Origin of the sequence: Acinetobacter sp. IK40 (genome assembly GCF_035615075.1) — a bacterium.
GTDB lineage: Bacteria > Pseudomonadota > Gammaproteobacteria > Pseudomonadales > Moraxellaceae > Acinetobacter > Acinetobacter courvalinii.
Window position 1 is genome coordinate 238,475 of the sequence record NZ_JANBOE010000006.1, and the last position, 25,194, is coordinate 263,668.

A 25,194-nucleotide genomic window follows, 5' to 3' on the forward strand; every position below is an offset into this window, starting at 1 on the left:
TTGTAATCTAATAGTAAGATAACTCCATCAAAGATATGGAGAACAAACATGGCAAAAGTGTTGGTGTTGAAGTCAAGCATTATGGGCGATCATTCACAAACTAGCCGTTTGATCGATGCATTTCTAAAACAGCGTGTAGAAAACGGTGTACAAGATGAAGTCATCATTCGTGATCTGACCACACTGAATTTACCTGTACTGGATGCCGAGATTTTCCATGCTTTACGTGGTGCCGAAAATGTGAATGCTACGGTCCAGCAGATTGTGCAACTATCAGATGAGCTGATTGCAGAGCTTAAAGCGGCAGACTTATTGTTGATTGGTGCACCGATGTATAACCTGAATGTGCCAACCCAATTGAAAAACTGGTTTGATCTGGTAGCACGTGCTCGCCATACCTTCCGTTATACCGAAACCTATCCACAAGGTTTGGTTGAAAACGTTAAAGCGATTGTGATGAGCAGCCGTGGTGGTATTCATCTTGGGCAAATGACCGATGCAGTGACACCTTATCTTCGTTCAGTATTGGGCTTGATGGGTATCCATGAGGTTGATTTTGTTTATGCTGAAGGTCTTGATATTTCTGCACTAAAGGCCGATGCCTTGAAAGATGCGCATCTGAAAGCACAACAGATGGCAGTGTAATACCTCTCATCCCCCTTACTGCCGTATTGGCAGAATCGGACAATGTTCCAACTATTGTCCGATTTTTTTTATCTGAAAAAAACATGACAAGCACGCTAAACAAATTTTAACTTTTAGAGGTGAAACAAAATACCCTATTGAAATAGAGCATGATGACTTGATGAAATTAACGGATATTTTTCCACCAGGCTTGAAAGACTTGCTGTTGGTTATCAAGTTCAACCAGTTCACCAATTATTGGCGTGGCAAGGCGATAATTGCGAGTTTTTGAATATTCAGAAATACGGATAATCGGTTCATTCCATGCATGTTTGGCTAAGCTAAATTTGGAGTGATGAACTGGAAGCATATTGCGTGCATTCAGCTCTTCAGTTGCTTGAGCGACTTCATCTGGATGACAATGTACAGAACGCCAGGCTGCATCATATTGCCCATTTTCCATCAAGGCCCAATCAAAGGGACCATATTTTTTGCCGATCGCTGCAAAATGCTGACCATAACCGCCATCTCCGGTATAGAAAATCTTGTTATTCGGTGACTGGATCACAAATGACACCCATAGATTTTTACCGCCCTCAAAGGCCCGCCTTGAGTCGTGATGCGTAGTTTCAGTGATAATACAAATACCCTCATCAAATTCGATCCGGTCACCCCAATCTCTCTCGATCAGCTTTTCTTTGGGATAGCCCCAATACTCAAAATGTTCTCCAACCCCTAAACCGGTAATCACGTATTTGACCTTATCTTTGAGTTTGATAATGGTGTCGTAGTCCAGATGATCATAGTGATCATGTGAGATCAGTAAATAATCAATATCGGGTAAATCTTCAACCTGATAAATATCGGTTCCTTTATAGGCGCGTGTGCCCCAAGGGAAGGGAGAAGCTTTGCCGCTCATGACCGGATCAATCAGGAATTTTTTACCCTGCAGCTGCATAAATACCGAGGAATGTCCAAACCAGACCATGACATCTTGTTGTGGATTCAGTGTTTTTAGATTGGTCTTAATCGAAGGAATCGGATCAAGTGGATTGCGATGGGGAATGGTCTGAATAAACGTTTTGTAGAGTTCAATAACCATGCTGCAACCTTCACTCATACCTGACTTTTCAATCAGATTACGGAATTGACCTTGCCGATAATTGGGAGAGCTTTCGATTAATTTTAAACGTTCGCCAGAGGGACTTTTACCAAATAAGGGGTGTTGCGTATAAATAAAACTGCTCACAATAAGCAGCATCACAGCGATCGCAAAAACAATAAGCATAAATGCAGTCAACCATTTCATTTGAGCATTCGATACGACAGTAATAAAAAGTCAAAGCGACAAAATGATGAAATAGACTTGAAAACCGATGAATGAACGATGGGCTATTCTGATGGAAGCCTTGCTTCAAAGCATCAAACCGGTTCTTTTTATCTGGCGGTCTATGGCATGAGAAGAAATGTGATTGAGCAAAAGGAAGACATTTAGACAGGGTAGGTTTGTGTTAGACTAGCAGCGCACATTACAGGATCGAAAATGACTGTAAGTAGAGACGACGAGTAGGTAGCATGATCGGGCAGCAGAGAAACATATTGGCAAGTTTAGGAATAGATGTCTGGATTCCTAGGGAAGCCGTATGTCAAAAAAATACTGCGTCCAGCCTGTGGCGGGATCAGATGCTTGAAGAGCTTCAACAAGCCCATGCTCTGGTATTTGAGCCTGCGCCAGTGGTTCAAGATGTTGAGGTCAAAGCTGTCCAGACAGCGCTGGTTACTGAAATTGAACGTCCTCAACAGGCAGAAGTCGTTGCAGAACCTGCAGTTAAAGAAGCGGTCGTTGAAAAAGAACAGATCGTTGTTAGCACCCAGATTCAGGCATTTGAATTGCAAATGTATGTTCTGGAAAACTGCGCCATTTTATTGGAAAGCAGTCAGCTCAACGATGCACAGCGCCAGTTATGGCAAAACATACAAAAGGCCAGACTGGGACAATATGCCGAGCTGAAATGGCCATTTCCTCTGGCGGCTTTTCAGGAAAGTCGAGGACTGTCTTCATATATTCAAGGCTTTCTGGATGCAACCGCCACTGGTAAAAAAATATTATGCTTAGGTCAACTGGACTTTATCCAGCATTCTAATATATTACATTTAGCGAGTTTGGAAGAAATGCTGGCTCAACCTTTACTCAAAAGACGGTTGTGGCAGCTCATGCAATAAAGAGCGGAATTTAATAATGAAGAAAGTCGTTGTATTTAGCCAGATCGACCAGGATGTTATCGCACAGTTACAGCAAGATTATCAGGTAGTGGTACTGAATCCCAAGCTTGGTGATATCAATGAACAAATCCGAACAGAAGTGGCTGATGCCGATGCCATGATTGGCGCAGGGCGCTTACTTAATGAAAGTAATCTGGCACCCGCACAAAAACTCAAAGTGATTTCTACCGTTTCGGTAGGCTACGACAACTATGATGTCGATTATCTGAATCAGAAAAAAATCTGGCTGGCGAATACACCGCATGTATTGACTGAAACCACGGCAGACCTTGCTTTTACTTTATTGCTCAGTGCGGCACGACAAATTCCCTATCTGGATGCATGGACCAAACAGGGCCAATGGAAACGGACCGTATCGACTGAACAGTTTGGTGTCGATGTTTTTGGTAAAACCCTCGGTATTATTGGTCTGGGAAATATTGGGGCTGCCATCGCCCGTCGCGGTTTTTATGGTTTCAATATGAATATCCTGTACCATAATCGCCGTGAAAAAATTGAAGTTGCACAAGCTTTCAATGCGCAATATCGCGAGCTCGATCAACTGTTACAACAGTCGGATTTTATTGTGGTTGCGGTTGATTTAAATACCGAATCTAAAGCCCTGATTGGTGCGGAACAGTTCGATTTAATGCAGAAACATGTGGTATTCGTCAATATTGCCCGTGGTTCAGTGGTCGATGAAAATGCATTGATCGAGGCCTTGCAGCAAAACAAAATCTTTGCAGCAGGTCTGGATGTTTATACCAAAGAACCTTTGCAAACTTCTCCTTTATTCGACTTACCTAATGCCGTGACTGTCCCGCATCTGGGTTCGGCAACCGCAGAGACACGCAAGAAGATGGTGAATCTTGCTTATCAAAACCTGATTGAGGCTTTAGAAGGCCGTACGCCACGTTATCTGGTCAATCCGAAATTTGAATAATTGCTTACAATGCTGAGTATTTGATCGCTGGATTATTGTACTGGGCGATCTTTCTAAATTGATGGATATTGCTACACTTGCGCCCTTTGTGACTTCGTCTTGAGGTGTCTGGTGTTTGAGAAATTAGCTGAACAAAGTTTAGGGTTAATGGGCTGGGAAATTGATAATCATTGGGATCTGAATATTGATCAATGTGTCATGATTGCAGCCCCGCACACCAGCAACTGGGATGCGCTTTATGCACGTCTGGCCCTAAAAGCCTTAGGAGTTAATGTACGTATCACCATTAAAGACAGTTATATGAAATTACCCTTTGGTCCTTTTGTGCGTGCGATGGGCGGAATCGGGATTGACCGTCGTGTCAAGCAGCAAGGTCAGGAGCGCCCAAGTATGGTTCAGCTCATGAGTAATCTGTTTAAGACACATCCTAAATTGGTGATGCTGGTGACCCCGGAAGGAACACGAGCAAAACAGGAACAATGGAAAACCGGTTTCTATCATGTTGCGACCACTGCAGGCGTGCCGATTGCTTTGGCTTATATGGACTATGCCAAGAAAAAGACAGGTGTAGGAAAAATTGTTTATCCAACAGGGGATTATGAAAAAGACATGGCGGAAATCATGGCTTTTTATGCGGGAATTCAAGGTAAATTTCCGGAAAAATTCAGTGTAGACCAGCGTTATATGACAGCGAAATAAATAAGCTGCTTGCAAAAATCATAAAATAAGGCAGGATTTTTCTGCCTTTTATAACACATTGTTGCAAATTTCTCCTTTTTTCAGTGCTATATTAAATTTCTTTATTAAAATCATAGAGAAACCCCTTGAGATCGTTGCTGCTTGCATGTGGCTTACTGGCCACAACTCAATTGAGTCATACAGAGGTGTTTTTGCCGACAGTGACGGCTGGGCAAACGGAAGTACCTGAAATTGGCAGCGGTATCGGTTTACTCGACCAGCAAAAAGAAAAATTTATTGGCGAAAAGGTATATCGTGAAGTACATCGTCAAATGCCAACCGTGCAGGATGCATGGCTGGAAGATCAGTTTTTGCAAGTTTTCTCAGGTATTTTAAGCCAGACCCAACTGGGCCAGCCGATTGGGCTGGTGATTGTAAAAGATCCTCAGATTAACGCTTTTGCAGTGCCGGGTGGCTTATTTGCCTTAAACACCGGTCTGATTACCTCGGCAAAAAATCTGGATGAAATTGCGGGCGTTATGGCGCATGAGATCGCGCATGTGGCACAGCGACACTACAGTCGTTCACAAGAAGCATTTAAAGGGCAGGGCTTATTGGCATTGGCGGGGATTCTTGTCGGTGCCGCCATTGCCTCTCAGGCAGATAGCAATGCGGGTTCGGCGGTCATGTTGGGAACTCAAGCCGCATTAATGGACAAGCAGCTGAGTTATAGTCGTAATCAGGAACGTGAAGCAGATCGTATCGGTATGCAGTTTATGTATGCTGCTGGCTATAATCCGCAAAGTATGGCGGACTATTTTGAAACCATGCATCGTGCGACCAGTCGGGTTAGCTTTTTACCTGACTTTTGGTTTACCCATCCTTTAACCACTGAGCGTATGAGCGAAGCACGGTTACGGGCTAATCAACTGCCGAAAGTTAAATCAAAAATTTACGATCTCGATTTTGAAATTCTAAAACTCTATACCTTGGTTGTGTCTAATCAGGCGACAGAAATCCAGTTACAGGCACTGGCCAACCAGAACAATACTGCAGCACAACTTGCACTCAGCAAATTCTATTTAGAGCGCGGTGATTATACGCAGGCTCAGGAAAATCTGGATCTGGTTAAAACAAGATTAAAAAATCATGTGCTGATTCCTTTGATCCAGACGGATATTTATCTGGGGCAAAATAAAATAGAGCAGGCCAGTAATAGTATTGTTTCAGTACAAAGAACCATGCCTGAAAACCGGGCATTGTCTTATAAACTGGCAGAGGTGTTGATTCGTCAAGGACAGGTCGCGCAGGCACAAGCTTTGGTACAACGCTTTATTCATAAGAACCAAAGAGATATTGAAGGTTGGCAATTATTGCAGCGTGCCACTAATCTGGATAAGAGTTCATCACTGCAGGCGATTAATGTACTGTGCTATCGTGCAGAAGCCGAGTATTGGTCGGGATATGAGGAAAATGCGATTAAATCGATGCTGCATGCCCAGCGCTTGGCAAAAGGAAATCTGGCCATGTCGGCCAAAATTGACTCGCGCCTAAAACAAATGCAAGATGAACGGCGTATGAAAATCTAAAACCAGCTAAGATCCCAAGGAATATAAAATGATCAAAGGGCAATGTTTGTGTGGTGCGGTGCAGTATCAATATCATGGGGAAATTGAACACAGCATCTTATGTTATTGCATGCATTGCCAGCAGGCTCAAGGTTCTATTGTGGGCTGGAACAGCCCGCTTGAGCAAAATAAATTTGAGCTGATTGCCGGACGTGAGCAACTGAAAGAGTATTTTCATACGCCCAACAAGGCACGTGTATTTTGCCAAAACTGTGCCAGTCCGCTTTATTCTTATCGTATTGATTTACCGAATGTCATCCGTTTACGTCTGGGTACAGTGACGGAAGGTGGTATCCCAGCACCGAAGGAAGAATTTTTTCTTGAGCATAAACCAAATTTTATTGAATTAAGATAAGATGGCCTGCGTAAGCAATGGCTGAGCATTTAGAACATTTATGAAAAAGATTTTAGTTTTAATTTGTGCATTAAGTGCAGTGGGGATGAGTTCAGCAGCTTCTGTTGAGCAATATGTAAATGCAGTCGATAAAATTCGTAGTAGCTATGCACAGGACATCCGGAGTTTTTTACGCAGCTTGAATCCCCAAACCTCTCAATTTACGCCTGAGCAGCAGGCCAAATATTGTCAGATAAATCAGCGTTATATTCAGGATATGTCCGATGCGATCGAACAAAATCGCTCATCATTACCGGCACAATATGCCAGTATGACCAGACAGGATCTCATCAAGCAGGTTGCAGAATCGAAAGAGATGCAAATGCTTGCGAAATATCATGTTCAGTGTGATTTTAAATAAAACAGTGGCTTTGGGTTCATTGTTGCAATGAATCCAATTTTTGAATTGAATAAATTATATAAAGTGGGGATTAAGCAGATTAGCTTAATTTTGCTTTAATTTTAGCAGATACTTGTGCAGGATCGGCACGCCCGGCTATGATCGGACGTAGAGAATTCATCACCTTACCCATATCTTTCATGCTAGTAGCTTCTTGAGCAGCAATCGTTTGCTCAATGATAGAATCAAGCTCTTCCTCAGTCATAGCTTCTGGTAGAAATTGAGAAATAACCTCAACTTCGGCTTGTTCTTTACTAGCTAAATCATCACGACCAGCGCCTTGAAAGGCTTTGATCGATTCTTTACGTTGTTTAATTTGCTTTTCAATGACCGCAAGAACCTGAGCATCGTCAAGCTCTATGCGCTCATCGACTTCGATTTGCTTAATTGCTGCCTGTACACCACGAATCACCGTTACTGTTGCCATATCTTTGGCACGCATTGAATTTTTTAACACGTCAGTAATCTGGTTTTTTAAAGTATTCATAGTCTTCAGCAGTCAATCACAAATTAATTAGTAAAGGCGAGTAGTACGTACAGATTCGCGAGTCAATTTCTTTTGATAACGCTTAACTGCAGCAGCTTTTTTACGCTTACGTTCTTGAGTTGGTTTCTCATAGAATTCGCGCTTACGAACGTCAGCTAAAACACCCGCTTTTTCGCATGAACGTTTGAAACGACGGATAGCTACGTCTACTGGTTCGCCTTCTTTCAACTTAACTTGTGGCATGTAAAATCCTCTAAGATAATGGATAAGATCTAACGCACTATGCACTAGATCGCAAGTGAAGGTCAGTATTTTACTCATTTACAACTCAGATCACAAGTCTATAATAGCTCGGATATTATTTTTGATCGTTGTAAAGGCAGTTTAATGATTGTTTTGGGCTTGGAAACTTCGTGTGATGAAACTGGGTTAGCACTCTATGATAGCGAGCTCGGCTTACGTGGACAGGTTCTCTATAGCCAGATCAAACTGCATGCTGAATATGGCGGTGTGGTGCCTGAATTGGCTTCACGTGATCATGTTCGTAAAATGATTCCCTTGATGAATCAATTGCTTGAGCAAAGTGGTGTTACCAAGCAAGAGATTGACGCAGTGGCTTATACCCGTGGCCCAGGTCTGATGGGCGCGCTTATGACGGGTGCGTTATTTGGTCGTACCTTAGCCTTTGCGTTGAATAAGCCTGCGATTGGTGTACATCATATGGAAGGTCATATGCTGGCACCATTACTTTCGGAAACTCCACCGGAATTTCCGTTTGTGGCTTTACTGGTTTCTGGCGGGCATACTCAATTAATGGCAGCTTATGGCATTGGTCAGTATGAATTACTCGGTGAATCAATTGACGATGCTGCGGGTGAGGCCTTTGATAAAGTCGCAAAAATGATGAAGCTACCTTATCCGGGCGGACCAAATATTGCGAAACTGGCGTTACAGGGCGATGCACAAGCTTTTGAATTCCCGCGCCCAATCTTGCATCAAGGTCTGGATTTTTCTTTTAGTGGTCTTAAAACAGCAGTTTCGGTACAACTGAAAAAGCTGGGTGAAGAAAATCGGGATGCGGATGTGGCTGCCTCTTTCCAAGAGGCAGTTGTCGATACACTGGCAAAAAAATCCGTGAAAGCTTTAAAACAAACGGGTTTAAAACGTTTGGTGATTGCGGGTGGGGTCAGTGCGAATGTTCGTTTGCGTGAGCAATTAGAGACCTCACTGAAAAAGATTAAAGCGCAGGTGTATTATGCCGAGCCTGCGTTGTGTACCGATAACGGCGCCATGATTGCCTTTGCCGGATACCAACGTTTAAAAGCTGGACAGCAGGATAGTTTGGCAGTGACCACCACACCACGCTGGCCAATGACCGAGTTAAAACCGACCTAAAATGGAACTTATCATTTTTGTGGGTGGGCAAGCTTCAGGTAAATCAACATTCTTTAAGCAATATTTCTCTGACACGCATATTCGTCTTAATCTTGATATGTTGAAAACTAGACATCGTGAGAAAATATTGTTTCAGGCCTGTTTGGACGCAAAACAGAAGGTTGTTGTTGATAATACTAATCCGAGTAAACTAGATCGAAAGATATATGTTCAAGATGCAAAAAATGCTTACTTTAAGGTGATCGCTTACTATTTTGATAGTGGTCTGGATGATGCTCTTTTACGGAATGAACAACGTCAAGGTAAGGCGAAAATTCCTAGAGTTGGTGTGATTTCTACGTTTAAAAAGTTAGAAGTCCCTGAGCTTAATGAAGGTTTTGATGAAATTTACAGCGTTTCAATTGATCAAGAAAATGATTTTAATGTGAGCTTGCTGTATCAAAGAGAACAATAATGAGATTTGAAGATTTAGATACCAGACTAAGAAAATATGAGACGGCTTACGATTTTTGTATTCCGCCCGAAAATTATATTGTCGTAAGGTTGGATGGTCGTGGGTTTACACGGTTAACTAAAGAGATCTGGCAATTTGAAGCGCCATTTGATGTACATTTTAGAGATTTAATGGTAGAAACCACAACCCATTTATTACAATGTGGTTTTAATATCGTTTATGGTTATACCCAGAGCGATGAAATTTCTCTTTTATTCCATTACCGTGATGAAAGTTTTAATCGTAAGGAACGCAAAATTCTTTCTATTTTAGCAGGGGAAGCCAGTGCAAAGTTCTCTGTTATGCATGGTCAAATGGCTACTTTTGATGCTCGAGTTTGTGTTTTACCCAATTCGCAATTAGTCGATGACTACTTCCGTTGGAGACAAGAGGATGCTCATCGAAATGCATTAAATGCACATTGTTATTGGATGTTAAGAAAATCAGGCCATGCAGTAGGTGCGGCAACGGAACAAGTTAAGGGATTAAATCGTCAAGAAAAGCATGATTTACTCTTTTCACAGCAGATTAATTTTAATGAACTCCCTGCATGGCAAAAACGTGGTACAGGTATTTATTGGAAAGATGTTGAAAAAACGGGACTGAATCCGAAAACTGGTGAAACTACACAAACGACAAGAAGGCAGTTAGTTGCTGATTTTGATTTGCCTTTAAATGAATTCTATAGTGAATTTATACGTCAAAATTTTTTTTGAAAATATTTTTATGAACAAATCGTTCATAATGGAGTTGTAAGTTGAAAATTTCTTATATTTTTACATGTGGCCGATTAGAATCTTTATTCAAGATTCTATGCCTCACTCAAAAAGGTGAGGACAAGGTTGCATCAAAAGAAAAAATCGTTGAACAATATCGGAAAGATATCGCTTTAGGTCGACCATTTGAAGAAACTGAACTTTATCAATTGCTTGAACAAAGTGAAGAAAAAATTGTTATTAATCGTTTAAGTAATATTCTGCGCGAGAAACCGACTCAGCAGAAGAGCAACTTTGATGCAGATGAATATAAGACAGGTGCATGGTCTGAGTTTAATGATTATAAGCTGGCAGTTCGTTTCTCTAATGCGAAAACCGAGTTAAGTGAAAAGCACTTTGCGAAAACTGGTGAATACATGACCAGTCGTGGTATCGCAAAATTGACGGGTTTTAATCCAAGTAACATTAAGAATATGTTGCATCATAAAAGAAGTGTGGTCAGAAAAATGCTAACCACTTTAGAGAAGTTAGCAAGAGAGTATTAATCTTTCAGTTGGATGGTCGATGCAGAAATTTTTTTTGCATCGATAGTACTCAATCTTTTTAATAATCAAATGGTTTCAGTGTTTTTTAATAATGTATAAATAAAAAGGAACCAATAATGTGGGTGATTAAAGCAGCCAATGGTTGTGCATGGTTAAGTATCATTGTGATTGCTGCGGCAGTGATTTTTTCAATTTACGCTCTAAGTATTCCTTGTACAAATGATCGAATCTGTGAAATGCCACCCATTCATTTATTCTTTTTGCTGGCATGGATCATTTCAGTTATCTGTAATTTTATTGGTATCATTTTTTCGATCATTGGATTGAAAAAAGATGAACCCATTAAAAAACTAGCCAAAGTAGCATTGTTCTTTAATGGGAAAATCATTGCTTTGAGCTTTGTGTGCGCTTTATTACTATTTATTGATTTTAATGGCTTAGCAATTTTTCTAAGTGATTAACTGTTAACGATCAGCTTTAGACAACACTGCCAGACACACAAAAATCAACACCATACCCAGCCAGCCAATAGGTGCCAGTTGCTCGCCCACTAATAACACTGCAAATAATGCTGCAACCAGTGGTTCAAATAAGGTCAATGTGGTGGCGGTACTGGCTGAAATGGTTTTTAGCGCATAACCAAATAATAGGTAGCCGAGAAACATCGGGATCAGCATCATATAACCCACCACATAAAGATTTACCGGTTCATCAAACAGGTTAGTGCCGGTAAAAAATAGGGTCGGTAATAGAATTAAGGCCCCAAAACCGAAAATCAGGCCCATAGAGGCTTTTGAATCAACGCCACGATCAATCATCTTTTTTGCAGCCCAGGAATATAGAGAATAGGTCAGGGCAGCAACCAGTCCGAGAATAATGCCAATGCTTTTCTGGTCTGTCTCAATGGTCTGTATTGCTCCTTGAGAATGAGATTCGCCAATGGATAACAGTAAAACGCCGGCGACACCAAAGACGAAACTGATAAACCATTTGCCAGAAAGTGCCTTTTTATCAAAAAACTTTTCCAGTAATGCGGTAAATAAAGGGGCTGAACCGATTGAAACCACGGTGCCAATGGTAATCCCCGCCATACGCATCGATGAATAGAACGCTAATGGGTAGATCGCGACTGAGACCATACCGATCAATAATAATGGATAGTAAGCGCGAATGTGGGGTAAGTGGTTGCGAATATCTTTATGGGCGAGTAAGGCTTGTAACAACCCACCGCCACCCATGGCAATTGCGCCGATGGCCAACGGACTTAAATTCGGTGCATAGGACGCAGCCGTCCCTGTGGTTCCCCATAAAATAGAGGCCACTAACACCGCAATAAAGCCGTAATGAGCTTTTATATTGATTGAGCTATTCAATTTGTAATCTCTTGTTCTAATAAACGCTGAGCCATGTGTTTGGCTGCAAATACCTTGTCACTGGAACTTTCCAAACCTGCGCGGGCAATCGATCCTTCAAGAAGAAAAGAGAGTAGTAATGCCAGTTCTTTGACTCGCTCAGCATCGTGAATTAATTGATTTAAATGGCCGGCTAAAATTGCTTCAATTTCGTCTTTATGGTTTTTGACAGCTAATCGCTCAGGGCTATAAGCAGGAAATTCTGCTGCCGCATTCAATAAGCCACAGCCACGAAAACCGTTTTCATAGGCAAATTCGGCATGATCTTGATAGGCATCAAACACGGCCATAATTCCATCTAGAGGTGTTTGAATCTGGACTTTTCGTTTTTCATATAAGTCGAGCCATTCCTGATGACGTGCTTCGATGTAACAGGTGATCAGATCTGACTTGGTAGCAAAGTTATTATACAAAGACATTTTCGCCACGTTGGCTTTCTCTGTAATGCTATTGATGCCTGTATTACTGATGCCATCGTTATAGAACAGGGTGGATGCAGCATCCAGAATTTTTTGTTTTGCTGATTTCGAACTCATCGTAAAATTACTTATGTATACCGATCTACCTAATATTAGGTAAAAATTCTTTTATTCGCAAGTATGAATCCTTAAACAGACAGTAATTTTTTTAGCGATGAAGCGGCGAAAGAAATGAGAGAGTAGATAAGCCTTTTAATATTTTCAAAGGCTTATTGCTATATTAACTTCTAAATAGAATGTTTATTGAAATGCTTTTTGGTCTTCGACATCTACATATTCAATATAACCACGTCCTTGAACAGGCTCATTTAAATATTCTCCAGTAAAGGTATAAGCACTGGCGTAACCCACACCATGACCATAACGGAACGGACTATCAATTTTTGCTGTAATTTCCAGTACCTTTTGATTGGCCTTATTTTTAACAGACCATGAAAACACTTGCGGTAAGCGCATTTTCTTACCGCTTGGTGAAACATAGTCCTCGATTTGATGAGAAATCACGTTAAATTCAACTTCAGTATAAATTTCAGCTGGTTGATCAGTATGACGTATATGCAAGCTATATGCCGCAGGTTTCCCCAGAATGTCAGCCTTGGTTAATAAGAGTTGCGTTGTTTCGCTAAGATTAATAATCTGATACGTGAAGAAATCCAGCGGTAGCTTATAAGCTTCAGGTATGAGTTTTTTAGCGACCATATGAGCACCAGTTGCGCGCGCATATTCATAGGTACATAAACCTTCAGCAGGTGTTTTTTTGCCCTTATACTCAAGTTGGCCTTTGAAGGTGGCTAATAGACTGAAATGATCATAAATCGGGGTTTTGATAAACCATGAAATTTGATCGCTGACATCCAGTTCAAATTCAAAGCTGAGGCCATGATAAGCACCTTTGAGGTGAATATGTGGTAATGTGCCTTGAATTGAAACCTCTTCGCCCAATTCGATTAACGTGCCATCTTCCTGAATATTCGCATTTTCAGGCATGATATAGGCTTTTAACAGATGTTCATCTACAGCAGCCGTGCTTGAAAAGAAGGTTGCGCTTTCTCGTGGATTGCCCAAGGTAATATCATCATGGTCAAAAGCCAGTGCACCAGGCGTACCAAGCAAGATCATAATATTTAAATAACGGTGCGGTTCAGGCAACAATGGAAAGAAAATTCCATAATGCGTCCAGGTATAAAACTTTTCTTCTGTTCTTGGACGGATGATTTCAGGGGCGGAAAAAGGGATTGTTGAATACTTGACCGCTTTATCTAATGTGCCCTGAGCAAGCAATAGACTTTTACCTAATATTTTGCTCGTCAGGGAGGCTGGTGGCAATTGTTTTTTCATCTCATTTTCCTAAACTCTATTTATGCAGGGAAGTAGGTTAGGGAAAACAATTGCCATTGCTAAGCGGAAATGAGGACAAAACCACAGCTTTAGAGGACAACTCAATATTTAACTTTTTAGGTAATTTTTTCTAAATTTTGTGAACCAATCCAATGTTTTGAGAACTGGTAGGCGGCACGTCCGGAACGCTGTCCACGGGCCTGAGACCATTTTAAACTTTCACCACGTACCAGCTCGTTATACTCCAAATCGGCTTTCACGATATAGTGTTCAACGATTTCTAAATAAAGCTGCTGATCCATAGGATAGAAGGATAGCCACAAGCCAAACCGATCCGAAAGTGAAATTTTTTCTTCAATGGCTTCCTGTGGATGCAGTTCCGTATATTGCGGCACATCGACTTTCCGTACCGGGGTATTCTCATGCATAAATTCAGGCAATAAATGACGGCGGTTACTGGTGGCGTAAATAATAAAATTGCTTGAGCCAGATTGCAGTGAGCCATCCAGAACGCTTTTTAAGCTGCGGTAGTTTTCATCTTCAGCATTGAAAGCCAGATCATCACAATAGACAATAAATTTCTCGGGGCGCCCTTCAATTAGCTTTTGAATTTTAGGCAAGTCTGACAGATCATCACGTTCAATTTCGATCAAACGTAAACCCTGAGCCGAATATTCAGTGAGCAGGGCACGTACAATCGAGGATTTCCCTGTGCCTCGAGAGCCAGTGAGCAATACATCATTGGCAGGTAAGCCATTCAGGAATTGTAAGGTATTCTGGATAATCTTCTCTTTCTGGCGTTCAATCCCTTTTAAATCTTCCAGATACATTTGCTTGGGCTGTTGTATGGCGACCAGTTGTTGATTTTCCCATCGAAACGCAATTGCAGAGAAATCAGTCGGCTGTCTTGGTGCAGGAAGAACTTGCTGCAGTTGTGTTAGGACATTCGATAAAGACTGGAGAATAGATTCGGGTAAATCAAGGATTGCCATAAATACAAACCAAACTTAATGATGAATAGTGATACTAACATTGCTATTTCTGAAAGAAAGAAGATCTCATCAGAAATATCGAAATAAATCGATTTTACCCTTGATTGTTACAGCAGCTTTTTGCATTGTATAGGTGCAAGAATTCAAAAAATATGCTGAAAAACAGGATCGCGAATGTTCAATAGAGTTCAGGAAAAAAAGAATACATATCAGTCGCATAGGGTTGATGTGTTGCAAGAACACTTACGGCACGCAAACTCTTATGATGAATGGAAGGAAATTGCACTAAAACTGGACGAAGAATCGGGTCATGAAGTATGGAAATATGACAATGACTCGCCTTATTTTGATGCAGAAATTTTATCCAAGCGTTATAACCTATTAAAAAAGTATCGCACTCAGCATCGGACACTTGATCTGATTTATGTATTAAGAGAAGGCTTGTCTTATGACTTTGCCAATATTGGTCATCCAATGTTATTTGCGCAAACCTATATCGGAACAAAAAAGATTATTGAAAATTATGTCGAGGAAATGAGTGACTGTTTTCGTTATCTTGCCTCTAGCGAATGTATTACCTTTCAGTTAAAGGAAAAAATCCAATTTTTTGAAGAATGCCAGAAAGCCTATGGACAGCCAGCCTTGATGTTTTCTGGTGGCGCTACCTTGGGACTGTTTCATACTGGTGTCTGTAAGGCCTTGCTCGAGCAGGATTTAATGCCACGGGTATTGTCCGGCTCCAGTGCGGGGGCCATCATGACCGGCATGCTGGGCGTCTCCACCTCGGATCAGGTACCCGACTTGCTCAAAGGAGAGCATTTTTTTAGTGATGCATTCAAGTTCAGGAAAATAAGTGAACTGGTCAAGGGACGTGGCGGTTTCGCCGATGTCATGTATTTAAAACAGTTCCTGATGCAAAATCTGGGCGACGTCACCTTTGCTGAAGCTTATCAGCAGTCCAACCGTCATATTAATATTGTGATTGCACCCTATAACACGGCGCAAAGCCCGCGGATCATGAATGCATTAACTGCGCCGAATGTGTTGGTATGGAGTGCGGTACTGGCTTCTTGTGCGGTCCCGGTGCTATTTCCACCTGTGCATTTGACCAGTAAGCGTTATGACGGGCAGCATACTCCATATCTGGCCAACACTAAATGGGTGGATGGCAGTATGCGCAGCGATTTCCCGCAGGAAAAAATGGCACGGCTGTATAATATTAATTACACCATCGCCAGTCAGGTCAATCCGCACATTGTGCCGTTTATGCAAAGTGATTCTGAACGCTTTCGTAGAGATGTCTTGAGCTGGCCTGAACGGATTGTGCGCCGTCAAGGCAAAGCGATTGCACTGGAAGTGATGGATCTGACACGTAATTATGTAGGAAGCTTTTTTCCGATCCGCCGTGCGCTGGATCATGGCTACGGTATTCTGGGACAACGTTATTATGGTGATGTGAATATCATTGCCAAATACGGTTTACGGCACTATAGCTATATGCTGAAAAATCCACGGCCAAAACTGTTCAAAATCTTGCAGCGAGAAGGTGAGCGGGCTACCTGGCCCAAAGTTTCTGCTATTGAAACCCATGCGCGGATTGGTAAAACCATTGAGCATTGTTTAACATCATTGCGAAAGCAGGAAGAAAAGCAGCAGAATGAGTTTTACTACGTGGATCTGTGATCCCAAGAGTCAACTTGAAAACTTAACTTTAGTGACCAAAGCCCAAAGCTATGCCTTTGGGCGTCGTTTATATACTTTTGAAATTAACCAGCAGCAATACTGGCTGAAATTCCATCGTTCAAATACCCATACCGGTTTAAAACAGGCTTTATTAAGCGAGCTGGAGTTTTACCAGCAGCAAGCTGGGCAACACTTTTTGTTACCGCATCAGATCGTTCAGCTTAACCCGTTCACACCTCTATTGGATTGCGATGGTGATGAAATAGGATTAATCACGCTTGCTGCGCAAGATTTTTTTACACCTATGCAGGATTTGAGCAATATTGAAGAGCTACGGCAAAAGCTGCTGAAGGCCTTAGATGCATTAAATGAGTTGCATCAATCGGGCTGGATTCATGGTGATTTAAAGGCAGAACATTTTCGCTTATATGATAACGGTTGCAGGCTGATCGACTTTGAACAGACCGTTAAGATAGGGCAGTCCATCACGACCTTGAATGCAACACCGCATTATATGGCCCCAGAACTGTTTCAGGGCGCAGGCAAGAGCGTGCAAAGCGATTTATATGCCTTCGGTATTATTGTTTATGAATGGTTGACACAAAGCAGATTACACGCCAAAAGCTATCATGATTGGGCGATATTGCATTGTCAGCAACTCCAGATCCAGCTTTCCGAGCAATTACAGTGTTTTTCCCCCGTGTTAAAAGGGTTGCTGGAAAAACTTGTTCAACATCGATTTGATTCTGTTGACGCGATAAAAACACGCCTCAATACGCTAATTTTGCTTTAAAAGTAAACATAACACCTTGATTTGAATATTATATGTTCATTTGAGTGGTTTTTTTAAAAGAAAGACTTGTCATGAAGAACGTTTCTCTCTAATATGCATACCCATCGGGGGCGTGGCGAAATTGGTAGACGCACTGGATTTAGGTTCCAGCGCCGCAAGGTGTAAGAGTTCGAGTCTCTTCGCCCCCACCAAATTTAAAAAGCAAGGTTACCTTGCTTTTTTTATGGTTAAGTCTTTTAGGCTTTAATCATGCGGTTATAGAGGATTGGTGTAATGGTAGCATGACGGTCTCCAAAACCGTTCGTCAAGGTTCGAGTCCTTGATCCTCTGCCAAATCTGAAAAGGACTTTTTATAAAGTCCTTTTTTTATGTCTGTTATTTTCTCAGTTGTATATTAAAAAAGCATTAGGTTTCATAGACATGTTTTTTTTATAAAAAGGGCTTGTCATGAGCAAAGTTTCTCTCTAATATACACACCCATCGGGGGCGTGGCGAAATTGGTAGACGCACTGGATTTAGGTTCCAGCGCCGCAAGGTGTAAGAGTTCGAGTCTCTTCGCCCCCACCAAATTTAAAAGAGCAAGGCCATCTTGCTTTTTTTATGGTTAAGCCTGTTAGGCAATAGCCATGCCGTTATAGAGGATTGGTGTAATGGTAGCATGACGGTCTCCAAAACCGTTCGTCAAGGTTCGAGTCCTTGATCCTCTGCCAAATAAATAAAAAAGCCCTTGTGAAAACAAGGGCTTTTTTATTTGTCTGTGATATGTCCTTATCTCATCTCTCTTTTAAAAAGCGTATTATCTTTTATAAATCTTGCATTCAAATTGAAATGCAGGTGATTCAATCAGTACTGGCAGCAGATTCTGTGGATTTGAAAAATTTAAAATGACGGTTTTACAATCAACTAGTATGAATGGATAAAAAGACTTTATTTTTATTACTATTGTAATTATTTATTCACTATAGTAAATTAAATTCATGGTGAATGATTCATTCTAGAGGAATTCTTTGCCTAAATTTTAAGTTTATGTGAAGAGATATAAAATGTTAGATATTCGTATGTCGCGTCCGGATGAGGGTGCTGAGGTGATTGCAATCTGGAAAAGTTCTGTCGATGCAACTCACCAGTTTCTTAAGCCTGAAGATCGTCTTGAAATTGAGAAAGAGGTGGTTGGCTTTTTTTCAGAGACGCCTGTATGGGTTGCTGTAAATCCGGAAGATCAACCGCTGGGCTTTATGTTCTTGCATGAAGGGCATATGGAAGCATTATTCATTGCTGCCACAGCCCGTGGACAAGGCGTTGGAAAGTTTTTGGTATCTCATGCTTTAACGCTATATCCTAATCTTACCATTGATGTGAATGAGCAAAACCAGCAGGCGGTTGGATTTTATCAACATCTCGGTTTTCAGGTAACAGGACGCTCAGAACTTGATAGTCAAGGCCGAGCCTATCCATTATTACATCTTGCGATTAACTCCAAGGCTTAATGCTATTTTTATTAAATCATAGCTACTGATTTAGCTGATTAGCGGTGAAAGCTGGTTTTGCCCCTTCATTGCTAACTCTGTTTCTGGCCAAAACTTACCATATAAACACAAGGTTGTTGATTATCAGGATTGGTTAATTGGCAATCTGCAGGTTGAGTGAGTGCGATGCAATCTCCAGTTTCCAGATGAAAGCGTTGTGTATCAACTTGAATATCAAGTTGTCCGCTTAATACCCAAATGGTTTGTCCATTAAGATGCTGGTATGCGCTTGAAGGAATGCTGAATTGTCCTGCCGGTGGAACTTCGACTTTAATCATTTCCGGATTTGCGCCTGCGGGCGAGATTGACCAACGGGTAAGTCCCAATTGTGTGTCTGTCCAATAGTGTTGTTGCGATTTTTTAGAGACCAATACATGTGTATTTTGGCTGAGTTCAGCTTCTGCAAACAATTTGGATAGGGTAATGCCCAAGGCACTGGCCAAGCGGCTGAGAATGGCTGCACTTGGACTGGAAGCCCCGCGCTCAACCTTGCTGATCATGGCTTGGCTGACGCCTGAATATTGTGCTAATTCGGCAACAGTCCATCCCTTACTTTTTCTTTGCTTAAGTAGTAAACGAGCAATTTCATTATCAAGCATCTGACTGTCAGCTTTTTCAACCATGAGATGAACCTGCAATTTCGGACAGGCATATTATGCGACAGAAATGAGATGAATGTTGCATAAAATTGGTATAGAAACAAACGAGTACAATGAGTATTTTTTGTTTCTACAAAATCTGTTTTGATGCTGACACATAGGGCATTATGAGTTGGTATTGATATAGGGGATTTACCTTGTTATTGAGCCTTTTGTCTTGTCCACAGCCCTTAGATATTGAGTTATTGTAGGATAAAAAGTATGGTTTTCTCCTGAAAAAATCAGTAATAGATTCAGCATAACGATCTAGACTTATACTGTACTTGTTTTGATAAACAGTGAATGATGTGATGATGTTTTAATCCTATATTTATTCTAGCTTTTCAATTTTTTTAAGGCATATAACACCAGAGTTTATTATTTTCCTAGCTAAAGACTTTTTCATTTTTACAGAAATAAAATCTTATAATTAAATCAAATGAGGGTTTCTATAGCGGAGAGAGTGATATAAAAAATTCAGGTACTCTCCAAGTAAAAAGTTAAGAATCAAACGGCATTAATGGTATGCCGTTTAAAATGAAAAAGGATCAACAGCTTTGTCGGTCACTTTGAAATATTTTCAAAGTCAGGATTACATGTGCGCACCACCATCAATGCGTAGTTCTGTACCCGTAATAAATTCACCATCATCTGAGGCTAACATGGCAATTGCACCCGCTACAGAATCAGGTGAACCATAACCACCTGGAATTGCTGGGGTGTGTTTAGCGTATAAACTCAAGTCGGCGCCTTCTGGTAGAGGAGATGTGTTGGTCATACCTGAAGCGATACCTCCGGGGACTACAGCTACAGCGCGTAAGCCCTGGCTTGCATATTCTGATGCAATAGCATGAGTAAAAGACTGAATTCCTCCCTTAGTCGCGGCATAAGCGGCAAAATAAGGATGGGCAAAACTTGCCGACGTGGAGCTAAAATTAACGACAACGCCTTTTCCTGATTTAAGAAGAGCGGGGAGCGCCTGTCGTGTAACCAGAAATGTGCTGGTGAGGTTAACTTTAATTAACGTGTTCCAAAGTTCTAAGCTGGTTTCTAAAAAGTGCGCACCCCTGAGTATTCCAGCGGCATTAACAAGGACTTCTAAACCACCAACTTGAGCTATGATATTGCCGATTTTCTCCTGAACCTGTTGTTCCTCTGCTAAATCAATGGTGAGAGTTAACAAACGTTCTGCATTACCATTATTTTCTGCCTGTTCGGTGGTTTTCTTTAGACCAGCCTCTGAAATATCCGCTGCAATAACGGTGCCACCCTCAGCAAGCAATCTTGCTACAGTGGCCTGACCAATCCCGGATCCTGCACCTGTAACCAAGATTCGGCGCCCTTTAAATCTTTCCATAGTTCTATCTCTATATTTATTTAAAAAAAGTAGTTTTATTAAAAAAACTACAGTTGACATATAGGGTTTAATCACAAAGTGATGAATAAAAGTTTTTAGATTTTTACCTTAAAAATTCATTTTAAAATTTACTTTTATTTTGTAAGTTACCTTAAAGATAAAATTTTTTATGGTCAATATGATAACAACGAATTGTATTATAGGAATTATTATTAATAAGTTTTATCGTGAATTTTTAAATACTATGTATTTGATTTTACTTGTGTATCTTAAATTTCAATATGATTTATTAAAATATGAGGATGCAAATAAAAACAATATTTATCTTTTCGGGATTTAATTTTTGATAATTTGGGTTTTATTTTTAATTTTATAGCTATGTTTTTTAAATTTTTTATTGAAATAAATATTGAGGTCATAGATTGAGAATTTTTATTTAATTTTTTGTAGGTTTGTGCAGAGTAATTTTCAAAAAGTAACAAGAAAGTGGCCTTGTTACTTTTCAAATCATGAATTTGATTGGAGGCTAAAGCGTATTGGATTTAAGCTGGTGCTGTTTGATACCGGAAAAGATCTTTTGACAAGCGAAATAGAGCAATGCGGTAAAAAATAGCCCCATGATCCATGACAGATCTACACCACCTAATAACTCTGCAATTTTTCCTTGATAAATTTTGGTATGAATAAACGGAAGCTGAAACAGAATACCTGCAACATAGCAACCGATGCCGATCATATTCCAGCGACCATAGATACCATTGGGATCAGACAGGGCTGAAATTTCACATTTTTCTTTAGAAATGAAGTAGTAATCCACTAAGTTAATGGCGCTCCATGGAATAAAAAATGTGAGTAAGAAAAGAATAAAGGATTTAAAGGTATTGAGAAAAGATTGCTCACCTAAGATAGCAATAACGGTTGAAATCGCGACAATGCCTAGCACTGAAATCAAACGCTGTTTTTTAGTGATATTTATAGAACCTTTAAAACCGCTATAGATCGTGGCAATACACATGAAACAGCCGTATGAATTAAGTGTTGAGATCGTCAGTTTTCCAAAAGCAATACTGAAATAAAGTAAGGCAGCGATGGCACCAGCACTTCCTAGTCCGATGACATAAGCGACTTCATTTCCAACAAAGTTCCCTTGAGCAATCTGGGCGATGAATACACCTAAGGTCATCGAAATTTGGGAACCGATAAACGAACCTAACGCCACCGCCCAGAATACTTTGGATGATGAGGTCTGTTTAGGTAAATAACGAGAATAATCTGCAACATAAGGTCCAAAGGCGATTTGCCATGAGGCTGAAAGAGAAACAGCAAGCAAAAATGTTGACCAGTTGAAATGTTTAACGGACATTAAGCTGCCAAGATCAACAATCAGCATCATTTTGACTAAGATAATCGAAAAAGTAACCATTCCTAAAATACTGGCAACTTTTCCAATCCAGTGAATGGCTTTATACCCCACTGTTGCCAGAACAATAATAATCGAGGCAAAAATAACAATTCCTGAAATATTGCTTATATTGAATAGTTTGGCAATGGCTTGTCCTGATAAAACTGTCCCGGTGGCGGTGAAGCCAATATACATGAGACTAACCAGAAAAATTGGAATACAGGCACCATATACCCCAAACTGAACCCGGCTTGAGATCATTTGTGGGAGACCAAGTTTTGGACCTTGCGCAGCATGTAAGGCCATGATCGAAGCACCGAATGCCTGTCCAATAATAAGACCAATAATTGACCAGAAAACGTCTCCACCTAGTACAACAGCCAAGGCGCCTGTAACGATTGCAGTGATTTGTAGATTCGCTCCAAACCACAGGGTAAATTGGCTGAATACACTGCCATGTCTTTCGTTTTCAGGAATAAAGTCTATAGAGCGATTTTCTATAAAACTATTTTGCTGTTGTTGATCAATATCATTGCTTTGTTGCATCGAAAGTTCCTTTTATTATTCAATATTTCCTATCAATCCTGGCATTGATCAGCGGCCAAACTGAGCATAGTGAAGCCTCTTATACTCAACATGCCTCTTCCTGCTTTATTGGCTTATGTGTAAACATGAATACTCATGTATATACAACTTGGCTTTTTAAAATAACCTGATCACTAAAAAAAAAGCAATAGATTTAAAAGGGGAAAGCGATAATAATCTTTTAATGCACTGAATATAAAAGTATTTTATTAATTTGAAGGAGATAATAGAAATAAAAAACGATAAATCTGATGTATTTAAATATTGGTTTATGAATTGGATAAAATTTTATCCAATTCAATATTATATCTGAACAAAATAGGCCATGATTAGAAAATATTTATAACATGTTCCGCATTTCACTCGCTGTATTTTTTAATAAAGGTAAAATTTGTTTAGTAAGATAATCCTGTGTCACTTTGTTTTTTTGAGAAATACAGTTTAAGGCAGCAACATGTTTACCTGTGGAATCAATGATAGGGACCGCAAGTGCAATAATTCCAAGTTCGTGTTCATCGATTGATAAACAATAATCTTGCATAGAAATTTGCTTTAAAATATTTAAAAAAATAATTTCATCTGTATGGGTAAATGGAGTAAGACGTTTTAATCCATATTTTTTAAGCCATGTAAACTGTTGCTGTTTACTAAGAGCAGCCAATAATACTTTTCCTGTCGAGGTAGCATGAGCGGGTAGTCGATTACCCAGATGTACTCCGTAAGGACTGATTCTGAGATTCTCTTGCTGGGGTAAATAACTACGGGCAATCGGTACGATTTCATTATCATCCAGTACAACCACGGAAAATGTTAAAGTCGTTTGAGCAGACAGTAAATTGAGAATCGGTTGCGAAATTTTTGAAAGATGAGACGAATGAAGATAAGTGCTAGAAAAACGTAATACTTTGTGTGTTAACCAGTAAAAGTACTCATCTGTATCTAGATAGCCTAGAAATTTTAATGTTTTCAAATGTCTACGTACTGCAGTTCTACTAATCTGGGTCTTTTCTGCAATTTGAGTAACATTTAATTTTTGCCGTTCAGTACTAAATGCTTCTAGCAGACTTAACCCTTTTGCTAAGGCATTAATATAGTCTTCTTCCTTTATAAACTCATGTGTATAAGTGTTCTCAATTAACTTGTCTTTCATTATAAAATTCCTTTTAAATATTTTGTCCGCTAGGCGGATGAAAGTATCATACAACGGTTTTTTTCTTATTCATGTTATAGCACCAACTAAATTTAAAAATTAGTTTATCCAGAAAGAAGTGGAGGCTAATTTATGGAAGGCTTAAATAAAAAAATGCAATTGTTGATTCAGCATCAGAAACTTTATCAATTAAAAAATTATTGTCAAAGGTTAGGAAAGAAGAAGTACTGTCCTGAGTTTTTTGTTTTTAGTCGCATTTAAATTTATTGAAATAAATTTATCCGTCTAAAAGATTATATTAAATCGCGTATTGATTGAAGAATAGAATCATTATTTTTAATAAAACTTAATTGTTTAAGTTGAAACATGGATGTATGTAAGATGTATTTAAAATATATAAAGATAGTTTTTATACTGATATTTTATAGTATTTCTGCGAAAGGGGTTGCAAAGGAGGATGCAGAGAGTCGATTAAGTTTTTCTGGCAATATTTCAGTTGCTTCGGCTTATGTCAATCGAGGCATGACCAACTTTCCAGAAAATGAAGATGTCGCAATACAAAGCTTTCTTAAGTTGAACTATCAGAATTTTTATATTTCTTTTTTTAATAGCAAGCTTGGATATTCATTTAGTGAAATTCAGAAAGATGAGTATTTGTATCGACAGGCTGAAACCCAGATTAATTCAGCTCTTCCTGCTGAAGAATATGAACAGGCTTTATACCAAGCGTATAGGCACTTGTCGCAGAATGCAAAGAAAGTATCGAATTTTAGCTACTATGAAAATGATTTTTTCATAGGCTACGAAAATAGTTATGCAAAGTTAGATTATGACGTAAATCTAAAATATTTATATTATCCAGAATCTGATCATACGGGTGGTTTAGAGGCAGGCCTTTTTCTAAAGTATCCTATTCGGAAGGATAAAGATCGTGTTGGAATCAGCTTTGAGACCTATTTGAATGATGTTTATTTTATGAATAAAGGTGACACCTATATTGAGTTGAATTACGCCACTCTATTATACCCTGGCTACTATTTTAATCTTTATGCCGGTTTTTCATACTTTGAAAAAAACGGTACCTATGTAAAAAATTCGACAGAAGATTTTGTTTTTAGACATACCACATTTGAATTTTCGCATGCCTTTGATCAGAAAGAGCAGGCCATAGGATGGATGCAATATATTGTGGGTGGAAAAGACCGCTTTAGTGAACGTCAGAAAAATCTGCTGGTTGCAGGCTTAAGTTATAACTTTTAATTAAATTTTAAATA

At 39.9% G+C, this 25,194-nt stretch carries 27 protein-coding genes and 4 tRNA genes; 20 read left to right on the top strand and 11 right to left on the bottom strand.

Going from position 1 to position 25,194, the window contains the following annotated elements; genetic code table 11:
- Positions 1 to 48: 48 nt before the first annotated feature.
- Positions 49 to 645, top strand: a complete 597-nt coding sequence (locus tag MSG93_RS12575; protein WP_005287366.1) for an FMN-dependent NADH-azoreductase — start codon at positions 49 to 51, stop codon at positions 643 to 645.
- Between the two features lie 166 nt (positions 646 to 811).
- Here MSG93_RS12575 and MSG93_RS12580 read toward each other — a convergent pair whose 3' ends face one another.
- Entirely contained in the window at positions 812 to 1,912 is a 1,101-nt protein-coding gene (locus MSG93_RS12580; protein ID WP_324622111.1) for an MBL fold metallo-hydrolase, read from the bottom strand.
- Positions 1,913 to 2,199: 287 nt separating this feature from the next.
- On the opposite strand from MSG93_RS12580, the gene MSG93_RS12585 reads away from it, so the two are divergent.
- From MSG93_RS12585 to MSG93_RS12610, 6 genes are all read left to right on the top strand, one after another.
- Positions 2,200 to 2,847 (top strand): hypothetical protein, encoded by a 648-nt coding sequence (locus tag MSG93_RS12585; RefSeq protein ID WP_324622078.1) that lies wholly within the window; start codon positions 2,200 to 2,202, stop codon positions 2,845 to 2,847.
- Positions 2,848 to 2,863: 16 nt separating this feature from the next.
- Positions 2,864 to 3,829, top strand: coding sequence for a 2-hydroxyacid dehydrogenase (locus MSG93_RS12590; RefSeq protein ID WP_005231432.1), 966 nt, complete (start codon positions 2,864 to 2,866; stop codon positions 3,827 to 3,829).
- A 111-nt stretch (positions 3,830 to 3,940) separates the two neighbouring features.
- On the top strand, positions 3,941 to 4,528 hold the full coding sequence (locus tag MSG93_RS12595; protein WP_324622079.1) for a 1-acyl-sn-glycerol-3-phosphate acyltransferase: 588 nt from the start codon (positions 3,941 to 3,943) through the stop codon (positions 4,526 to 4,528).
- A gap of 155 nt (positions 4,529 to 4,683) precedes the next feature.
- Positions 4,684 to 6,096, top strand: a complete 1,413-nt coding sequence (locus tag MSG93_RS12600; protein ID WP_371873703.1) for a M48 family metalloprotease — start codon at positions 4,684 to 4,686, stop codon at positions 6,094 to 6,096.
- A gap of 28 nt (positions 6,097 to 6,124) precedes the next feature.
- The gene (locus MSG93_RS12605) at positions 6,125 to 6,490 is read left to right on the top strand and encodes a GFA family protein (protein ID WP_324622080.1); all 366 of its coding nucleotides are present in this window, start codon (positions 6,125 to 6,127) and stop codon (positions 6,488 to 6,490) included.
- Positions 6,491 to 6,530: 40 nt separating this feature from the next.
- Complete coding sequence (locus tag MSG93_RS12610) at positions 6,531 to 6,890, top strand: hypothetical protein (protein ID WP_005231428.1); 360 nt, start codon at positions 6,531 to 6,533, stop codon at positions 6,888 to 6,890.
- A 79-nt stretch (positions 6,891 to 6,969) separates the two neighbouring features.
- Here MSG93_RS12610 and MSG93_RS12615 read toward each other — a convergent pair whose 3' ends face one another.
- Together MSG93_RS12615 and rpsU are read right to left on the bottom strand one after the other, a co-directional pair.
- Entirely contained in the window at positions 6,970 to 7,416 is a 447-nt protein-coding gene (locus MSG93_RS12615) for a GatB/YqeY domain-containing protein (RefSeq protein ID WP_004652784.1), read from the bottom strand.
- A gap of 27 nt (positions 7,417 to 7,443) precedes the next feature.
- Positions 7,444 to 7,659 carry a 30S ribosomal protein S21 gene (gene rpsU, locus MSG93_RS12620; RefSeq protein ID WP_004652785.1) on the bottom strand — a complete coding sequence of 72 codons (216 nt, stop codon included), beginning with the start codon at positions 7,657 to 7,659 and terminating at the stop codon, positions 7,444 to 7,446.
- Between the two features lie 144 nt (positions 7,660 to 7,803).
- Here rpsU and tsaD point away from each other — a divergent pair, with 144 nt between their 5' ends.
- The 5 genes from tsaD (at position 7,804) to MSG93_RS12645 (ending at position 11,026) form a co-directional block, all read left to right on the top strand.
- Positions 7,804 to 8,811, top strand: a complete 1,008-nt coding sequence (tsaD, locus tag MSG93_RS12625; RefSeq protein WP_324622081.1) for a tRNA (adenosine(37)-N6)-threonylcarbamoyltransferase complex transferase subunit TsaD — start codon at positions 7,804 to 7,806, stop codon at positions 8,809 to 8,811.
- 1 nt (position 8,812) lies between these two features.
- Entirely contained in the window at positions 8,813 to 9,265 is a 453-nt protein-coding gene (locus tag MSG93_RS12630) for an AAA family ATPase (protein WP_324622082.1), read from the top strand.
- Positions 9,265 to 10,020: a tRNA(His) guanylyltransferase Thg1 family protein gene (locus MSG93_RS12635; RefSeq protein ID WP_279694151.1), complete on the top strand. Its 756-nt coding sequence runs from the start codon at positions 9,265 to 9,267 to the stop codon at positions 10,018 to 10,020. The genes MSG93_RS12630 and MSG93_RS12635 overlap by 1 nt, the downstream gene beginning before the upstream one ends.
- Positions 10,021 to 10,061: 41 nt before the next feature.
- Positions 10,062 to 10,565 carry a hypothetical protein gene (locus MSG93_RS12640; protein ID WP_279694152.1) on the top strand — a complete coding sequence of 168 codons (504 nt, stop codon included), beginning with the start codon at positions 10,062 to 10,064 and terminating at the stop codon, positions 10,563 to 10,565.
- Positions 10,566 to 10,681: 116 nt separating this feature from the next.
- Positions 10,682 to 11,026, top strand: coding sequence for a hypothetical protein (locus tag MSG93_RS12645; protein ID WP_324622083.1), 345 nt, complete (start codon positions 10,682 to 10,684; stop codon positions 11,024 to 11,026).
- Between the two features lie 3 nt (positions 11,027 to 11,029).
- Here the strand turns inward: MSG93_RS12645 and MSG93_RS12650 are convergent, their stop codons facing one another.
- The 4 genes from MSG93_RS12650 to MSG93_RS12665 all read right to left on the bottom strand — a co-directional run bounded on the left by MSG93_RS12650 (position 11,030) and on the right by MSG93_RS12665 (position 14,786).
- Positions 11,030 to 11,938, bottom strand: coding sequence for a DMT family transporter (locus MSG93_RS12650; protein ID WP_262754173.1), 909 nt, complete (start codon positions 11,936 to 11,938; stop codon positions 11,030 to 11,032).
- A complete protein-coding gene (locus MSG93_RS12655; protein ID WP_324622084.1) occupies positions 11,935 to 12,513 on the bottom strand; it encodes a TetR/AcrR family transcriptional regulator in 579 nt (192 codons plus the stop codon). The genes MSG93_RS12650 and MSG93_RS12655 overlap by 4 nt, the downstream gene beginning before the upstream one ends.
- Positions 12,514 to 12,696: 183 nt before the next feature.
- Positions 12,697 to 13,794 carry a DUF6670 family protein gene (locus tag MSG93_RS12660; protein ID WP_324622085.1) on the bottom strand — a complete coding sequence of 366 codons (1,098 nt, stop codon included), beginning with the start codon at positions 13,792 to 13,794 and terminating at the stop codon, positions 12,697 to 12,699.
- Between the two features lie 116 nt (positions 13,795 to 13,910).
- Positions 13,911 to 14,786: an ATP-binding protein gene (locus MSG93_RS12665; protein WP_324622086.1), complete on the bottom strand. Its 876-nt coding sequence runs from the start codon at positions 14,784 to 14,786 to the stop codon at positions 13,911 to 13,913.
- Between the two features lie 174 nt (positions 14,787 to 14,960).
- Here MSG93_RS12665 and MSG93_RS12670 point away from each other — a divergent pair, with 174 nt between their 5' ends.
- From MSG93_RS12670 to MSG93_RS12700, 7 genes are all read left to right on the top strand, one after another.
- On the top strand, positions 14,961 to 16,469 hold the full coding sequence (locus tag MSG93_RS12670; RefSeq protein WP_005287325.1) for a DUF3336 domain-containing protein: 1,509 nt from the start codon (positions 14,961 to 14,963) through the stop codon (positions 16,467 to 16,469).
- The gene (locus MSG93_RS12675) at positions 16,444 to 17,262 is read left to right on the top strand and encodes a protein kinase domain-containing protein (protein WP_324622087.1); all 819 of its coding nucleotides are present in this window, start codon (positions 16,444 to 16,446) and stop codon (positions 17,260 to 17,262) included. The genes MSG93_RS12670 and MSG93_RS12675 overlap by 26 nt, the downstream gene beginning before the upstream one ends.
- A 106-nt stretch (positions 17,263 to 17,368) precedes the next feature.
- Positions 17,369 to 17,453 (top strand) — tRNA-Leu (locus MSG93_RS12680).
- 68 nt (positions 17,454 to 17,521) lie between these two features.
- Positions 17,522 to 17,595 (top strand) — tRNA-Trp (locus tag MSG93_RS12685).
- A 149-nt stretch (positions 17,596 to 17,744) separates the two neighbouring features.
- Positions 17,745 to 17,829, top strand: a tRNA-Leu gene (locus MSG93_RS12690).
- A gap of 69 nt (positions 17,830 to 17,898) precedes the next feature.
- A tRNA-Trp gene (locus MSG93_RS12695) sits at positions 17,899 to 17,972 on the top strand.
- A 333-nt stretch (positions 17,973 to 18,305) separates the two neighbouring features.
- On the top strand, positions 18,306 to 18,749 hold the full coding sequence (locus MSG93_RS12700; RefSeq protein WP_005287319.1) for an acetyltransferase: 444 nt from the start codon (positions 18,306 to 18,308) through the stop codon (positions 18,747 to 18,749).
- 71 nt (positions 18,750 to 18,820) lie between these two features.
- Here the strand turns inward: MSG93_RS12700 and MSG93_RS12705 are convergent, their stop codons facing one another.
- The 4 genes from MSG93_RS12705 to MSG93_RS12720 all read right to left on the bottom strand — a co-directional run bounded on the left by MSG93_RS12705 (position 18,821) and on the right by MSG93_RS12720 (position 23,920).
- On the bottom strand, positions 18,821 to 19,411 hold the full coding sequence (locus MSG93_RS12705) for a helix-turn-helix domain-containing protein (RefSeq protein WP_324622088.1): 591 nt from the start codon (positions 19,409 to 19,411) through the stop codon (positions 18,821 to 18,823).
- A 607-nt stretch (positions 19,412 to 20,018) separates the two neighbouring features.
- Positions 20,019 to 20,843 (bottom strand): SDR family oxidoreductase, encoded by an 825-nt coding sequence (locus MSG93_RS12710; protein ID WP_324622089.1) that lies wholly within the window; start codon positions 20,841 to 20,843, stop codon positions 20,019 to 20,021.
- Between the two features lie 466 nt (positions 20,844 to 21,309).
- A complete protein-coding gene (locus tag MSG93_RS12715; protein ID WP_324622090.1) occupies positions 21,310 to 22,731 on the bottom strand; it encodes a cytosine permease in 1,422 nt (473 codons plus the stop codon).
- Between the two features lie 379 nt (positions 22,732 to 23,110).
- Positions 23,111 to 23,920: an IclR family transcriptional regulator domain-containing protein gene (locus MSG93_RS12720; RefSeq protein WP_324622091.1), complete on the bottom strand. Its 810-nt coding sequence runs from the start codon at positions 23,918 to 23,920 to the stop codon at positions 23,111 to 23,113.
- Positions 23,921 to 24,301: 381 nt separating this feature from the next.
- Between MSG93_RS12720 and MSG93_RS12725 the strand changes: the two genes are divergently transcribed.
- Positions 24,302 to 25,180: a hypothetical protein gene (locus MSG93_RS12725; protein WP_324622092.1), complete on the top strand. Its 879-nt coding sequence runs from the start codon at positions 24,302 to 24,304 to the stop codon at positions 25,178 to 25,180.
- The last annotated feature ends 14 nt before the right edge of the window (positions 25,181 to 25,194 follow it).

Coding starts and splice junctions, on each gene's coding strand:
- MSG93_RS12575 (WP_005287366.1), top strand. CDS start 49: ATGGCAAAAGTGTTGGTGTTGAAGTCAAGCATTATGGGCGATCATTCA.
- MSG93_RS12580 (WP_324622111.1), bottom strand. CDS start 1,912: ATGCTTATTGTTTTTGCGATCGCTGTGATGCTGCTTATTGTGAGCAGT.
- MSG93_RS12585 (WP_324622078.1), top strand. CDS start 2,200: ATGATCGGGCAGCAGAGAAACATATTGGCAAGTTTAGGAATAGATGTC.
- MSG93_RS12590 (WP_005231432.1), top strand. CDS start 2,864: ATGAAGAAAGTCGTTGTATTTAGCCAGATCGACCAGGATGTTATCGCA.
- MSG93_RS12605 (WP_324622080.1), top strand. CDS start 6,125: ATGATCAAAGGGCAATGTTTGTGTGGTGCGGTGCAGTATCAATATCAT.
- MSG93_RS12610 (WP_005231428.1), top strand. CDS start 6,531: ATGAAAAAGATTTTAGTTTTAATTTGTGCATTAAGTGCAGTGGGGATG.
- MSG93_RS12615 (WP_004652784.1), bottom strand. CDS start 7,416: ATGAATACTTTAAAAAACCAGATTACTGACGTGTTAAAAAATTCAATG.
- rpsU (WP_004652785.1), bottom strand. CDS start 7,659: ATGCCACAAGTTAAGTTGAAAGAAGGCGAACCAGTAGACGTAGCTATC.
- tsaD (WP_324622081.1), top strand. CDS start 7,804: ATGATTGTTTTGGGCTTGGAAACTTCGTGTGATGAAACTGGGTTAGCA.
- MSG93_RS12630 (WP_324622082.1), top strand. CDS start 8,813: ATGGAACTTATCATTTTTGTGGGTGGGCAAGCTTCAGGTAAATCAACA.
- MSG93_RS12635 (WP_279694151.1), top strand. CDS start 9,265: ATGAGATTTGAAGATTTAGATACCAGACTAAGAAAATATGAGACGGCT.
- MSG93_RS12645 (WP_324622083.1), top strand. CDS start 10,682: ATGTGGGTGATTAAAGCAGCCAATGGTTGTGCATGGTTAAGTATCATT.
- MSG93_RS12655 (WP_324622084.1), bottom strand. CDS start 12,513: ATGAGTTCGAAATCAGCAAAACAAAAAATTCTGGATGCTGCATCCACC.
- MSG93_RS12660 (WP_324622085.1), bottom strand. CDS start 13,794: ATGAAAAAACAATTGCCACCAGCCTCCCTGACGAGCAAAATATTAGGT.
- MSG93_RS12665 (WP_324622086.1), bottom strand. CDS start 14,786: ATGGCAATCCTTGATTTACCCGAATCTATTCTCCAGTCTTTATCGAAT.
- MSG93_RS12670 (WP_005287325.1), top strand. CDS start 14,961: ATGTTCAATAGAGTTCAGGAAAAAAAGAATACATATCAGTCGCATAGG.
- MSG93_RS12675 (WP_324622087.1), top strand. CDS start 16,444: ATGAGTTTTACTACGTGGATCTGTGATCCCAAGAGTCAACTTGAAAAC.
- MSG93_RS12700 (WP_005287319.1), top strand. CDS start 18,306: ATGTTAGATATTCGTATGTCGCGTCCGGATGAGGGTGCTGAGGTGATT.
- MSG93_RS12705 (WP_324622088.1), bottom strand. CDS start 19,411: ATGGTTGAAAAAGCTGACAGTCAGATGCTTGATAATGAAATTGCTCGT.
- MSG93_RS12710 (WP_324622089.1), bottom strand. CDS start 20,843: ATGTCAACTGTAGTTTTTTTAATAAAACTACTTTTTTTAAATAAATAT.
- MSG93_RS12715 (WP_324622090.1), bottom strand. CDS start 22,731: ATGCAACAAAGCAATGATATTGATCAACAACAGCAAAATAGTTTTATA.
- MSG93_RS12720 (WP_324622091.1), bottom strand. CDS start 23,920: ATGAAAGACAAGTTAATTGAGAACACTTATACACATGAGTTTATAAAG.
- MSG93_RS12725 (WP_324622092.1), top strand. CDS start 24,302: ATGTATTTAAAATATATAAAGATAGTTTTTATACTGATATTTTATAGT.